This window comes from Sphingomonas sp. SORGH_AS_0870, from assembly GCF_031453175.1.
Taxonomy (GTDB): Bacteria; Pseudomonadota; Alphaproteobacteria; order Sphingomonadales; family Sphingomonadaceae; genus Sphingomonas.
The window spans coordinates 1,314,745-1,328,318 of the sequence record NZ_JAVIYW010000002.1 but is presented as its reverse complement, the minus strand read 5'-3'; the positions used below and the strand labels follow the sequence as shown (position 1 = coordinate 1,328,318).

Here is a 13,574-nt window from a genome sequence, read left to right as displayed (position 1 = left end):
GGGTTTGCCGGAGGCCGTTGGATGTGAGTCACGCTGACATATCGACGATGTTCGCGGCAGCATAGTATTGCTCTTCGGCCTCGGCGGGCGGAATGTTGCCGATAGGCTCGAGCAGCCGGCGATGATTGAACCAGTCCACCCATTCCAGCGTGGCGTACTCGACCGCCTCGAAGCTTCGCCACGGCCCGCGGCGGTAGATCACCTCGGCCTTGTAGAGGCCGTTGATGGTTTCCGCCAAAGCGTTGTCATAGCTGTCGCCGACGCTGCCGACTGACGGCTCGATGCCCGCTTCGGCCAGGCGCTCGGTGTACTTGATGGACACGTACTGGCTGCCGCGGTCGGAATGGTGGACGAGGCCGCCACCCCGCATCGGCCGTCGGTCATGTAGCGCCTGCTCGAGCGCATCCAAGACGAAGCCGGCATGTGCGCTCCGACTGGCGCGCCAGCCAACGATCCGGCGGGCGTAGGTGTCGATGACGAACGCCACGTAGACGAACCCCGCCCAGGTCGCGACGTAGGTGAAGTCCGATACCCACAGCATGTTCGGTGCTGGCGCGCGGAACTGCCGGTTCACCCGGTCGAGCGGGCATAGGGCCGTCCTGTCGCCGACAGTGGTGCGCACCGGCTTGCCGCGCATCACGCCGGCCAGACCCATCGCCCGCATCAGGCGGGCAACAGTGCAGCGAGCGACGTCGAACCCTTCGCGTCGCAGTTGCCGCCAGACCTTGCGCACGCCGTAGACGCGGAAGTTCTCCTCGAACACGCGGCGCACCTCCGGTCCGAGCGCATCGTCACGCCGAACCCGAGCCGACCGTCTGGTCGGCTCAATCCTCCTGGCTGCATGAGCATGATAGGTGGACGGGGCGATCGGCAGGACCCGGCAGATCGGCTCGACCCCGTACGCCTTGCGATGCGCGTCGATGAACGACACCATCACTTCACTCGGCGGTCGAGCTCCGCCATCGCAAAATACGCCGACGCCTTACGCAGGATCTCGTTGGCCTGGCGCAGCTCGCGGTTCTCGCGTTCCAGCGCCTTCATCCGGGCGGCAACATCGCTCGGCACCCCGGCGCGGGCGCCACTGTCGATCTCGGCCTTCTTCACCCACTCGTGCAGCGTCTGGCCTGCACATCCGATCTTCGCCGCGATCGATACCACCGCTGCCCAGCGCGACGGGTGATCCTTCTCATGGTCCAGCACCATCCGCACCGCACGCGCGCGCACCTCAGGCGAAAACTTGTTCGTCGTCTTGCTCGTCATAGCCCCTTCCTCTCAGGAGTTGGGGCCTCCGACAAACCCGGCGCGGTTCATTGGTTCCGGTCCGCGAACTCCCATACTGGCCCGCAGCTATGGCGCTGCTCATCGAGGCCGGACAGATGACAGCATCCGACTACGTGCCGATCTACCCCGATTTACCGCTTGCATCCGAAGGGGCGTCCACAGATGGGCCATGAGGTGCGACTGATCCCGCCAGCTTACGTGAAGCCGTTCGTGAAGCGGCACAAGAACGACGCGGTCGATGCCGAGGCGATCTGCGAAGCGGTGCAGCGTCCGGGCATGCGCTTCGTGGCGATCAAGAGCGAGGAGCAGCAGGCGGCCGGCATGGTGTTCCGGACCCGCGACCTCGTGGTTCGGCAGCGCACGCAACTGGTCAACGCATTGCGTGGCCACCTCGCTGAATTCGGCTGGGTTGCACCGCGCGGCTTGGCGCAGGTCACCATGCTCGCCGACCTTCTCGACGAGGAGGAGATGGCATCGTCGCTACCCGAGGCGGCGCTGGCCATGCTGCGCGTCATGGCCGACATGCTTGCCGGACTCGATGACCGTATCGCTGACCTCGACAAGGAGATCGCCAAGCGTGCCCACGAGGATGAGGTAGCGCGCCGTCTGATGACCATCCCCGGCATCGGCCCGATTGCCGCCACCGCAATCGTCGCTCTCGCGCCGCCGGTCGAGACCTTCACCAAGGGCCGCGATTTCGCCGCCTGGCTCGGCCTTGCGCCGCTCCAGCACTCGACGGGCGGCCGGCAGAAGCTTGGCCGGATCTCGAAGATGGGAGAACGCACCATCCGGCGGTTGCTCATCATCGGCGGCAGCTCGATCGTCAGGCAGGCAACCGTGCGCGGCGCGCCGGCAGGGTCCTGGCTGGAGCGGATGCTGGCACGCAAACCGCGCATGCTCGTCTCGGTGACGCTGGCCAACAAGATGGCGCGCATCGCCTGGGCGGTCATGACCAAAAACGAGGATTACAGGGCTCCGGCAGCGGTCGCGGCGTAACCCGGGACAGCGGCCAGAGGCGTCGGGGACGTAGGCGGTCGAAGGAGGGTATGGCACAACGGTCGGCGAGACGGGGCCGGAAGAACCAGGGAATGGCCGAGCGCTACCCAAGCGCGGAAAGCTGATGTGGTTCCGGTCCGCGAACTCCCATACTGGCCCGCAGCTATGGCGCTGCTCATCGAGGCCGGACAGATGACAGCATCCGACTACGTGCCGATCTACCCCGATTTACCGCTTGCATCCGAAGGGGCGTCCACAGAGGTCGTTCGTTCACGCGCGCCGGGCGGCTGGAACTGGGCCGGTTGCTGACTGGCAGGTCTTGGTGACTTGCGGACGTAAAGCAGCCGCTCGGTAGATGGCGAGCGGTATCACATCGCAGCCGGTTACTAATAAGGCGCAATTCACTTTGATCCGCGTCCGTGAGATTTTCCGGGAGAACTCGCCCTGCTTAGGCGCTCTTCCGACCGCCAGCACTCAATGACCCCATTGTGGACCATTCTGGTCCTACTTGAAGGTCTTGCGACCGGATGGATGTTACGTGAGAGTTGGAGAATGAACGATTCTCGGGGGGACCATTGCCAAAAGGTGTGACGCGGCACGCCGCAACGAATGACGCGCTGCGCGAGCATGCGCTCGCTCCGACGATGCGCTGGCTCATTGCTACCGCGCTCGATGGTGCCACGATGACCTACGGTCAGGTGAAACGGCGCCTGGAGGCGGAGGAAGGCTTCTCGACAATCTTCGCCACCCGGATCGGCTTGGTGGCTGGCGAGCTCATGAACCGTATCCAGGAGGTCGACCAGAACGCACCTTTGATAAACGTTCTGGTGGTGAACCAGACGGACGGCCTGCCGAGCAAGGGCGCCGGTTCGTTCATGGCGACGAGGTTCAAGAACCCCCGGCTCAATGCCAGGAACTACAAGACACTCTATCCGGGCAAGTGGCGCGAATACTTCGAACGTGCGGTCGCTGAGGTCTACGCCTACTCTCTGGAGGCTTGGGCCGACCTCTACGAGCGGACGTTCGATGCGCCCCTCACGCAGAAGACGATCGAGACGGAGCGCGACAAGCGTCAGTCAGGCAACGAGGACGACTTCGGAACGGGAGCCGACAAATATGGCGCCGGAGGGGAAGGCGAGCACCACAAGGCGCTACGCATGTGGGTTTTCGAAAACCCTGGGAAGGTCGGAAGGGGATTTTTCCGCGCGCGTACCGAAACCGAGTTCAACCTCGATTCCGGCGATCGGATTGACGCCGTGTACCACCTCCCGGATCGTACGATTGTTCTTGAGGTAAAGTCGCGCATCTCAAACGAAGTCGATCTTAGACGTGGCGTCTTTCAATGCATCAAGTATCGAGCGGTGAAGACGGCGATGGACGTTCGCATCGAGGTGCCTGTGGAGGCTTACCTGGTGACGGAGACCGAGCTTCCCGGCGAGATCGCGGCGTTACTGCGTCAGCACGACATTCGACACTTCCAGGCACCGCTGAAGCGGAGTGGCTGAGCGGCCAGACTCTGGGTCCGGATAGTTCGAAGACGCTCGGTTAAGAGGTTGAAATGGTGACAATGCTGACGAATCCGGCTTCCACGTTCGATATCGGCAGGCCTGGCGCACCATCCCGCGTCGTCAGACAGATCTCGCGGTGCAGCTTCAATCTCACCGACACCGCCGCGTTCGAGAAGGCGGTGGAGGCATGTGTCAGGTGGATCGCGCCTCGTGCCGGTGGAAAGTTGCCCACTAACGCGATCAAAGGTGAACCGTTCGACCTCGTCGGACAGTATCAAGCAAATCCCTGCCGTGCGGTCCGGCTTGATGTTCCCGATGGTGCGGTCTGGGCCGCTTGGCTCAGCGAGTTCAGCGATGGTTCGACGGACGGATCTCCTCCCCGCAACTGGATCACCGAGCTGTTCGTGGAGCGCCACGCCGGCGAGATGGTGAGGTTCGGTGCTCAGCTCTCCTTCCTTGGCCGCCCTGAGGATCGAGGCTTCGACCTCACGCGTCCAAGGCTGGTCCTGGACGTCCTGGAATTGCTGTCCGCGGAGGCCGACGGCCAGCCGATGCAGGAGACGGCGACGTCGATTGGCGCAGCCGACATCGACGACTTCGAGGCGCTGCTCTACTCCCCCAAGCGTCGCCTCCCCATCATCGCGCTCTCGGAGCATGCCGAGGGCGGCCACCTCCTGAACCCTCTGCATGTCGCACGTCGCCTCGCAGGGACGGCGCACGTGGTCCAGCTGGATGCCGACGCCTCCTGGGAGCTGACGAAGAGCGTCGGCAAGCAGATGTCGGTGTTTGGCGGCGCGCTTCGCATCTACATGCCGGGTCTGACGACCGAGGATGAAGAGCGGTTCCGGCATCCCCTTTTTCTCCACCCCCTGCCCATGCGCCCGGCTCAGTTCCTCAACATGCTGGCGAGCAGGCTCCTTCCCCTCACCCTGCGCGATGCAGCGCACGAACGGCCGTTCCTGCGGTTCTCGGAGGTCCGCGCGGCCGCAGCCGCAATGCCGATGCGGACGGGCGTGGGTCAGGCCGAGCGCATCTCCGATCTCGAGCTCGCCAATGCGAATCTGAGCCAACGGGTCGACGCGCTGATGTTGGATCTTCAGTCCGCGGACGCCCTGAACGACGACGAGGTTCAGCTGCGCTTGGACGTGGAGGCCCGTGAGGAGGCGCTGAAGAACGAAGTCGAGCTCCTAAAGCGCCGTCTTACCGCTGCGCTCAGCGCGCGTGGAGCTGAGGAATCTGGGGAGGAAAGCCCGGCAAGAAGCCTGGATTCCTACGACGATCTTTCTGACTGGGCCGAGGAGGTTCTGACGGGAAGCGTCGTCGTCATGCCGCCGGCGCTCCGAGACTGCCGGAAGAACGGCAGCGACAACATGCTGCGCCGGCTCGAGTCAGTCCTGCTGGTCCTGAAGAACGAGTACGTCCCGGCGCGCCGCTCGAAGGTGCGTGAGGAACGGGTCGCCGCCGATGCCAGCCTGCAGCGTCTCGGCTTCGAGGACACGCCGTGCTTCGCCACAAGGGATGATGCGAGCAAGTGGCCCGGCTATTCGGTCGTCTACAAGGGACGGAAGACCGTGCTGTACGACCACTTCAAGAACGGCAATGGCTACAACAATTCCAGCCAGGCGCGCATCTACTATCATTGGGATGATGAGGATGGCGTCCTCGTGATCGGCAAGATGCCGTCACACCTTCAAAACAGTCATACGAACTGAGGCGCTCTTGACACCCAGCGAACGCGATGATCCTGATTAATTCGCACTAACTGCTGTTCGTCTTGGCGAACGAGGCATGTCGAGTAAGTTGTACACCGTCGCATAGTTGCGACTCGCGACCGTGGGGTGGTCGCTGGGGGAGAGTGTTTTGGACACGCTGCTAGACCAGCTGCTCGGCCTGCTGGGGTTGATCTACTATCACTCGTGGTTCGTGCCGTTTGTGATACTGCCGCTGATGCTCGCGGTGGCGGGCTGGCTCCACTACCGCGCCGAGCGCAGCACGCGCCCGTTCATCGCCGCGGCCAGGAGCCGCGCGAATCAGCTTGAGTCGGCCTTAGGCGAGGACGCCGAGCCCGCTGCGGAGCGTTCATCCTTCGCACGCAACTACCTGACCGTCTCGCAGGCGATGGGAGCCGAGGCGAAAGGTGCCGACGCGCTCGTCCAGGCCTGGCGTGAGTTCCAGGAGACGATCGTCGACGAGAACGGCGATCCGATCCGCAACACCAATCGCCCCAGCGCCTTCTTCATGCGCGTCGTTCCCCGACAGACGACGCTCACCTTCGCATCGAACGTCTTCGTCGGCGTCGGCCTCATCCTGACGTTCGTCGGCCTCATCGTGGCACTTAACACCGCCGCGAAGGGCATGGCGGGCGGTGGGGTCGCGAACGCACAGCTCGCCCTGACCGACCTGCTGACGGTCGCCGGCGCCAAGTTCTTCTCGTCCGTGGCAGGGCTGCTCGCGTCCATCTGGCTGCGCTTCGCGGAGCACCGCCTCTCTCGCCGGGCGACGGCGCCAGTCGAGCGGATATGCGAGTTCCTGGAACGGGGGCTGCTCTACGTCCCGCCTCAGCGCCTGGCTGTCGAGCAGCTTGAGCACCGCCTCGCCGCCGACCATGCCGAAGTCCTTCGCGACAACGGCCTTCTGGCTGGGCGTGAGGTCTGGGTGGCGAAACAGTGCCGTAGCGTGTGCGGTCCAACCCGCTTGCCGATGCCCGCCGCTTGCCCCGCCTCGACCACCACCCGGTAGATCTGCCGCGTGCTGAGCGGCTTGAGGTAGTGCTGGCCGGGAAACAGCCAGCCATCGACGTGCAACACGCCCTCCCGCCGGCCGACCCGCCACCATTCCCGCAGCAGCGCCAGCAGCCCGACCGGAAGCATGGCGTTGCGATACCGCCCGCCCTTGCCCCGCTCGACCCGCAGCAGCATGCGCTCGCTGTCGATGTCGCGCACCTTGAGGGCGGCGACCTCAGCCGCGCGCAGACCTGCACCATAGGCGACCGACAGCGCCGCCTGATGCTTCAGGCACGTGGTCGCCTCCAGCAGCCGCGCCACCTCGTCCTGGCTCAGCACCACCGGCAGCTTGCGCTCGTACCCCATGCGGACCAGCTTGCGCGCCAGATCCGGCCGGTCGAGCGTCTGGATGAAGAAGAACCGCAGAGCCGACACGATGGCGTTCATGGTCGGCGCCGGCACGGCCAAGTCACACTGCTCGATCTGGAAGCGCCGCACATCCTCCGCCGTTGCCGTGTCAGGCGGACGCCCCAGGAACGTCGCAAACCGTCCGACGTCGCGGATGTAGTTGCGCTGTGTTTCAGGGCCGAAGCGCCGTATATCCATTTCGTCGATGAGACGCTGGCGTAACGGGCTGACGGCAACGACCGGGATGAGCGTAGTCATGGCAAGGCTCCTTTCGTGGAGCCACGATGCTCTGCCTGCCGCCCGAAACGCTCAACCGCCGCACGGCGCCCGTTACATCACCTCAACCGCGCCCCGCACGCCCCTCCCGCGCAGCGGGTTCGTGCTTCCACCATGAACGCCCTTCCGATACATAATCTGATCGGCAGGCGAAGCCGATGGGCCGCTCGATCGCCAGAGTTCCGACGCGTCGGTTCGCGGCACAAGGTTTGAAGACGACGCAGACCGTCATCCATTTGGGATGTTTCGGTCGCTGGCCTTTTCCAGGGCGAACGGCAGGTATTGTCGGGACCAGACGTTTGCCGCAGCGAACGCGGAAGACTGGGTCTGGTCCAGAGCGGTCGGGCGGCCTCCTCAAGACGGAAATCCAGCGGCGAAGGACGCGATCCATTAAAACTATCTGGACGACCAGAGCGTGTGCCTTCAACGCGACGCCCAGGCGGAACAGGGGCGAAGTGACAACGAATTAAAGTTACCTCGAGTCTCATGCTGCCCAAGAGTTGAGCGGGCTCGCAAGTAAACTGTTCGATCCGTCTGAAACGGGTTTGGCCAGCATCGAGGCGGCGACGACTCAAGGATCAATACGACAGTGCACATGCCGCAGCGCAACCCATGCGGGGTCCGCGCAAAGTCACAACGGTTCGTACCGATCCGCCGCTCAACTTGGGTTGAAACTTGGGTTGCGAGGCGCAACCTCCAAAAAAACCCAATTATTACAAAGGATCATGGCGGAGAGGGAGGGATTCGAACCCTCGGTACCGTTGCCGGCACGCCGCATTTCGAGTGCGGTGCATTCGACCACTCTGCCACCTCTCCGCGAGGACGATCCGAAAAAGGCCGGTTGGCCTTCGGGGCTGATCGATTGGAGGCGCGCTGTTAGATCAGCTTTTTGCGCATTGCAAGCGCCTAAACTTGTGCGGCGCGATAAAGACATTAAATCGGGCGATATGGACGCCACCGACATGATGCCCCTGACCTCGCGCCTGGATGTGGACGCGCCGATGATCGCGACCGCGCGCTTCGCGATCGGGGATGTCGTGCGCCACCGCATGTTCGACATTCGCGGCGTCATCTTCGACGTCGACCCCGTCTTCGCCAACAGCGACGAATGGTATGACGCCATTCCCGAGCAGATCCGGCCCGCCAAGGACCAGCCCTTCTATCACCTGCTCGCCGAAAACGCCGAATCGAGCTATGTCGCCTATGTCAGCCAACAGAATCTGTTGCACGACGACAGCGACGAACCGATCGAGCATCCCGCGATTCCCGGCCTGTTCACCGGCTATGCCGATGGGCGGTATCTGCTGCGGCGCGAACATCGCCACTGAGTCGCCTGCGGCATCGAGGATTTGGGGTGCGCGCAACCCCTGACCCGGCATCAAAAGCTGCAATCCTTGGTTGACAATCGGGCCACCTTTGCCTAGCTGACCCTTCTTTCCCGACGGGCATTCCCGCGCGGGAGCCATGCATTTGGGAAGTGATAAGAGCCATGTTCGCAGTCGTGCGCACGGGCGGCAAGCAGTATCGCGTCGCCGCCGGAGATAAGATCGTCGTCGAGAAGATCGAGGGCGAAGCCGGCGCGTCGGTGACGCTGGGTGACGTTCTGCTGGCGGGCGAAGGCTCGGAGCTGAAGGCCGTCGACGGCATCACCGTTGCTGCCGAAATCATCGCACAGGCGAAGGCCGACAAGGTCATCGTCTTCAAGAAGCGTCGTCGCCACAACTATCGTCGTCGCAACGGCCACCGTCAGCAGCACACGATCCTGAAGATCGTGTCGGTCGGCGCCTGAATCTCAGCCGCGCCACCCAACGAAATCCAGGAGTAGTTCGCAATGGCACATAAGAAAGCAGGCGGTTCGTCGCGTAACGGTCGTGATTCGGCCGGCCGTCGCCTTGGCGTGAAGAAGTTCGGCGGCCAGGAAGCCATCGCCGGCAACATCCTCGTGCGTCAGCGCGGGACCAAGTTCTATCCGGGTCGCAACGTGGGCATGGGCAAGGACCATACCCTGTTTGCGCTCGTCGATGGCCGCGTCTCGTTCCACGAGGGCAAGCTGGGCCGTAAATTCTGCTCGGTCGAACTGGCCGCAGCGGCCGAATAATCGGGCAACCGCGCCGGGTTGCCCACCAGGGTGACCCGGGTTCCGCGCAGGAACCAGCAAAAAAGGGAGACGGGTCACCCCGGCTCCCTTTTTTTCATGCTCCCTCCACCGCCCCCTCGCCTGTCTCCGTCCCGTCATCGGGACGTGCCACAGGCGCCGGGCGTGACGAGGAGTTGTCGAGTGATGTTCGCGCGGACCCCAAGATTGTTGTTGCGGCCAGCCTGGCCGGAAGATGCCGGTGCCCTGACGCGGGCGATCGGCCATGAAGCCGTCGCCCGGATGGCGGCGCGCGTTCCCTATCCCTATGCGCAGGCCGATGCCGAGCGCTGGCTGGCCCTGCCCTGCGGCGCGACCGAGCCGCGCTTCCTGATCACCGCGCTGGATCGCGGTGGCGCGCCCGAACTGATCGGCGGCATCGCGATCATCACGGGCGATACCGGGCATGAGCTCGGCTATTGGCTGACCCCGGCGGCCTGGGGGCGCGGCTATGCGACCGAGGCGGGCCGCGCGGTCGTCGAGATGGCGCGCCATGCCCTGCCGATCCGGCGGCTGGGCGCCTGGCACTTCGCCGACAACCCCGCCTCGGGGCAGGTGCTGACGAAGCTGGGATTCCGCCCGAGCGGACAGCGCATGGCCCGCGCCTCCGCCGCGCGCGCGACATTGTCGCCCAGCATCCACTACGCGCTCGACCTGGATGACGACCGACGGGCGTCCATGCCCCTCGCCGCCTGAACCTCTTCGCCTTTCCATCACCGGAAAGGCGAAGCCGGGCCCCGCCCGAATCACCGCGACTCGGGGGATGGGCCATGTCCTCCATGCGAGCGGCCGCGCGCGTTAACCATTCTCGCTTTGAACACGTTGTCTGCATGCAACGACGCGATTCCTGTCCGTTCTGGTCGCATCTGCGAGCACGTCCAAAAATTCACGGGGTCAGTAGGATAGATTTAGGCGATTGATAAGGATCAACGCCCCTGATGTGATATATCCATCAGCCGTCAGGGGGAAATCGATGGTCCATATTGCCCGTTCGCAGCCCTTACCCTGGGCGCTTCGATTTAGGCTCTCTCTCCCGATCTCTTCGCTCGGCCGCGATCGTCGGGGCGTGGCGGTGGTGGAACTGGCGCTGGTGCTGCCCATCCTGTTGGGGCTGTTGATGGGGATCGTCAGCTTTGCCGACTATTTCCTGACCGCGCATATGGTGCAGCAGGCCGCCAATGACGCCGCCCGCGCCGCGCTGGCCGGGATCGATGCGGGCGAGCGCCGGACGATCGCGGTCGATACCGCCCGGCGGCTGCTCGGCGCGGCGGGCACGCTTCGGCCCGAACGGGGCGAGATCATCGCGGTCGAGCAGAATAATATCCTGACCGTCTCGATCCGCTATGATGCGCATGACGATCCTCTGCTGAACCTTCCCTTCGTGCCGACGCCCGGGCGCATGCTGTCGGCCCGGGGCGTGGCGATGATCGGCGGCCTGTGAGGGCACGGCTCCGCGACGACCGGCGGGGCGGCGTCAGTATCCTGACCGCGATTTCCGCCATGGCGCTGATCGGCTGTGCGGCACTGGGCGTCGATATCGGCATGCTGACCCTGTCGCAGCGCAAATTGCAGGGGGTGGCGGACCAGGCCGCGCTCGCCGCCGTCGCCTCCAGCCCCGAGCGGCGCGCCGAGGCGGTGCAGCGCCTGCTCGCGGCGAACGGCCTGGTCCATGTGTCGAGCACGCTGGCGATCGGCACCTATCGCGCCGACCGCTCGATCGCGCCGGAAAACCGCTTCGCGACGGGCGCGGATGGCGGGGCGATCCGGGTCGTGCTGCGCCAGCCGGTGCGGCTGTTCTTCGGGCGGGTGCTGACCGGCGATGCCGAGCGCCCCGTCGCGGCCAGCGCGGTGGCGCGGCGAGTCGATCTTGCCGCCTTCTCGCTCGGCACCCGGCTGGCGCAGGTTCAGGACGGGCTGCCCGGCGCGCTGCTCAGCGGCTTGGCGGGCAGCAACCTGTCGCTGTCGCTGCTCGATTATCGGGCGCTGGTCGATACGCGAATCGAGCTGCTGCCCATGATCAAGGCGCTCGGCACGCGGCTGAACCTGACCGGCGCCAGCTATAACGAGATACTGGCCGCCGACGTCACCCTGCCCGCCTTGTTGAACGCCATGGCCGACACGGCGGGCCAGGCGGGCACGGCCACGCTGCTGCGCCGCCTGGCCTTGCGGGTGCCGGGATCGCCGGTGCCGCTGACCCGGCTGATCGACCTGGGGCCGCTGGGCGATGCGACATCGGCGACGTCGCGCGACCTGATCGGGGTCGACGCCTATTCGATGCTGCGCGAATCGCTGGCCATCGCCAATGGACGGCGGCAGGTCGCGCTGGACCTGGGCGCGTCGGTGCCCGGACTGGTGTCGACCAGGGTGCTGCTGGCGATCGGCGAGCGGCCCGCCGCCTCGCCGTGGCTGGCGGTGACGCGCGACGGGTCGACGACCGTCCGCACCGCGCAGCAGCGTTTGCTGGTAGACACCCAGATCGGGGTGCCGTTTCTCGCCAATATCCAGCTGCCGCTGTTCGTCGAGACCGCCTCGGCCCAGGCGCGGCTGAACGCGGTGCGCTGCACGGGCACGACCCCGGCGGTGACGGTCGACAGCCTCCCCTCGCCCGGCACGCTGGCGGTCGCGCAGGTCGACCGGACGCTGTTCGACGACATGAACCGCGCGCCGATCACCGGCGCGGCGACCCTGCTCCAGATTCCGCTCGCCAAGGTCATGGGCCATGCGCGGATCGACCTGGCCAGCGACACCGCGTGGCAGCATATCCGTTTCGATCAGACCGATATCGCCAATGCAACGACCAGGACGGTCACCGCCAATTCGGCGGTCCGTGGCATCGCCCAGTCGCTGATCCGGCAGGTCGACCTGCAACTGGTGCCGCTGGGCATCCCGATCGGGCTGGGCGGACTGACCGGCGCGGTCGGCGCGGCGCTGTTGCCGGTCGCCCCGACGCTGGACCTGCTGATCGGCAATCTGAGCGACCTGATGGGCCTGCATGTCGGGCAGGCCGATGTGACGATCAACGGCGTGCGGTGCGGCGGGGCCGTGCTGGTGGCCTGAATGGCGGGCAGGATGACGGGCGGGCTGGCCTCTTGGCGCGGCCCGGACTAAGAGCGCAGCCATGCATTTTCTCGATCAGGCCAAAATCTTCGTCCGCTCCGGCGCGGGCGGCCCCGGCGCCGTTTCCTTCCGGCGCGAGAAGTTCATGGAATATGGCGGCCCCGATGGCGGCAATGGCGGCAAGGGCGGCGACATCATCTTCGAGGCGGTCGCCGGACTGAACACGCTGATCGACTTCCGCTATACCCAGCATTTCCGCGCGCCGCGCGGCCATGGCGGGTCGGGGTCGAACCGCACCGGCGGCGGCGGCGACGATCTGGTCATCAAGGTGCCGGTCGGCACCCAGGTCCTGTCCGAGGACAAGGACGAGGTGCTGCTCGACTTCACCAAGGTCGGCCAGCGCGAGGTGTTCCTGCGCGGCGGCGACGGCGGACGCGGCAATGCCAGCTACAAGACCTCGACCAACCGCGCGCCGCGCCAGCACGGCACCGGCTGGCCGTCCGAGGAGGCATGGGTCTGGCTGCGGCTGAAGCTGCTGGCCGATGCGGGTCTGGTGGGCATGCCCAATGCGGGCAAGTCGACCTTTATCAACGCGGTGACGAACGCGCAGGCCAAGGTCGGCGCCTATGCCTTCACCACCACCCGGCCGCAGCTGGGCGTGGTGCGGCATCACCAGCGCGAGTTCGTCGTCGCCGATATTCCCGGCCTGATCGAAGGCGCGGCGGACGGCGCCGGGATCGGCGACCGCTTCCTGGGCCATATCGAGCGGTGCCGCGTGCTGCTGCATCTGGTCGACGCCAATGACGCGGATGTCGCGCAAAGCTATCGCATCGTCCGCGACGAGCTGGAAGCCTATGGCGGCGGGCTTGCGGAAAAGCCGCACATCATCGCGCTCAACAAGATCGACACGCTGGACGACGAGCTGATCGAGGCGCTGTCGGCCGAACTGGCCGAGGCGAGCGGCGCGGACGTGATCCCCTTGTCGGGCGCGGCCGGGATCGGCGTCGACTGGGTGCTCGACAAGCTGCTCGAGGCGATCGGGCCGGGGCCCGATTCGGTGCCGGAGGGCGACGAAGGCGAGGACGAGATCACGTGGTCGCCGCTGGCCTGACGGTGCGGGCGGCTGGCTCGGTGAGACACCCTGCCCTCCCCCATCCCCTCCCGCTTGCGGGAGGGGAGAGGTTGCTTGGC

General features: G+C 65.4%; 12 protein-coding genes, 1 tRNA gene and 1 other annotated feature. Of the genes, 10 read left to right on the top strand and 3 right to left on the bottom strand.

Annotation, left to right across the window (positions count from 1 at the left end):
- Positions 1-28: 28 nt before the first annotated feature.
- A protein-coding gene (locus QE363_RS06805) for an IS3 family transposase (protein WP_309690612.1) occupies positions 29-1,260 on the bottom strand; the annotation gives its coding sequence in 2 pieces (ribosomal slippage) (positions 29-969 and positions 969-1,260; 1,233 coding nt in all).
- Positions 860-976, bottom strand: a sequence feature (AL1L pseudoknot). It overlaps the preceding gene by 117 nt.
- Before the next feature lie 150 nt (positions 1,261-1,410).
- Between QE363_RS06805 and QE363_RS06800 the strand changes: the two genes are divergently transcribed.
- From QE363_RS06800 to QE363_RS06790, 3 genes are all read left to right on the top strand, one after another.
- Positions 1,411-2,277: an IS110 family transposase gene (locus QE363_RS06800; RefSeq protein ID WP_309698120.1), complete on the top strand. Its 867-nt coding sequence runs from the start codon at positions 1,411-1,413 to the stop codon at positions 2,275-2,277.
- A gap of 587 nt (positions 2,278-2,864) precedes the next feature.
- Positions 2,865-3,782 carry a hypothetical protein gene (locus tag QE363_RS06795; RefSeq protein WP_309693474.1) on the top strand — a complete coding sequence of 306 codons (918 nt, stop codon included), beginning with the start codon at positions 2,865-2,867 and terminating at the stop codon, positions 3,780-3,782.
- 62 nt (positions 3,783-3,844) lie between these two features.
- Positions 3,845-5,497: a hypothetical protein gene (locus tag QE363_RS06790; RefSeq protein WP_309693472.1), complete on the top strand. Its 1,653-nt coding sequence runs from the start codon at positions 3,845-3,847 to the stop codon at positions 5,495-5,497.
- An 846-nt stretch (positions 5,498-6,343) separates the two neighbouring features.
- Here the strand turns inward: QE363_RS06790 and QE363_RS06785 are convergent.
- Both QE363_RS06785 and QE363_RS06780 read right to left on the bottom strand, forming a co-directional pair.
- Complete coding sequence (locus QE363_RS06785; RefSeq protein WP_309693469.1) at positions 6,344-7,174, bottom strand: tyrosine-type recombinase/integrase; 831 nt, start codon at positions 7,172-7,174, stop codon at positions 6,344-6,346.
- Between the two features lie 744 nt (positions 7,175-7,918).
- Positions 7,919-8,008: transfer RNA gene (locus tag QE363_RS06780), tRNA-Ser, on the bottom strand.
- Between the two features lie 146 nt (positions 8,009-8,154).
- Between QE363_RS06780 and hspQ the strand changes: the two genes are divergently transcribed.
- The 7 genes from hspQ (at position 8,155) to obgE (ending at position 13,494) form a co-directional block, all read left to right on the top strand.
- Complete coding sequence (gene hspQ / locus QE363_RS06775; protein WP_373424686.1) at positions 8,155-8,520, top strand: heat shock protein HspQ; 366 nt, start codon at positions 8,155-8,157, stop codon at positions 8,518-8,520.
- Between the two features lie 161 nt (positions 8,521-8,681).
- Complete coding sequence (rplU, locus tag QE363_RS06770) at positions 8,682-8,981, top strand: 50S ribosomal protein L21 (RefSeq protein WP_007405484.1); 300 nt, start codon at positions 8,682-8,684, stop codon at positions 8,979-8,981.
- A 42-nt stretch (positions 8,982-9,023) separates the two neighbouring features.
- The gene (rpmA, locus tag QE363_RS06765; protein WP_183951678.1) at positions 9,024-9,290 is read left to right on the top strand and encodes a 50S ribosomal protein L27; all 267 of its coding nucleotides are present in this window, start codon (positions 9,024-9,026) and stop codon (positions 9,288-9,290) included.
- A 183-nt stretch (positions 9,291-9,473) separates the two neighbouring features.
- Positions 9,474-10,022: a GNAT family N-acetyltransferase gene (locus QE363_RS06760; protein ID WP_309693459.1), complete on the top strand. Its 549-nt coding sequence runs from the start codon at positions 9,474-9,476 to the stop codon at positions 10,020-10,022.
- Positions 10,023-10,392: 370 nt separating this feature from the next.
- On the top strand, positions 10,393-10,767 hold the full coding sequence (locus QE363_RS06755; protein WP_307103467.1) for a TadE/TadG family type IV pilus assembly protein: 375 nt from the start codon (positions 10,393-10,395) through the stop codon (positions 10,765-10,767).
- The gene (locus tag QE363_RS06750; protein ID WP_309693454.1) at positions 10,764-12,383 is read left to right on the top strand and encodes a pilus assembly protein TadG-related protein; all 1,620 of its coding nucleotides are present in this window, start codon (positions 10,764-10,766) and stop codon (positions 12,381-12,383) included. The genes QE363_RS06755 and QE363_RS06750 overlap by 4 nt, the downstream gene beginning before the upstream one ends.
- A gap of 61 nt (positions 12,384-12,444) precedes the next feature.
- Positions 12,445-13,494: a GTPase ObgE gene (gene obgE / locus QE363_RS06745; protein ID WP_307103463.1), complete on the top strand. Its 1,050-nt coding sequence runs from the start codon at positions 12,445-12,447 to the stop codon at positions 13,492-13,494.
- Positions 13,495-13,574 lie beyond the last annotated feature (80 nt).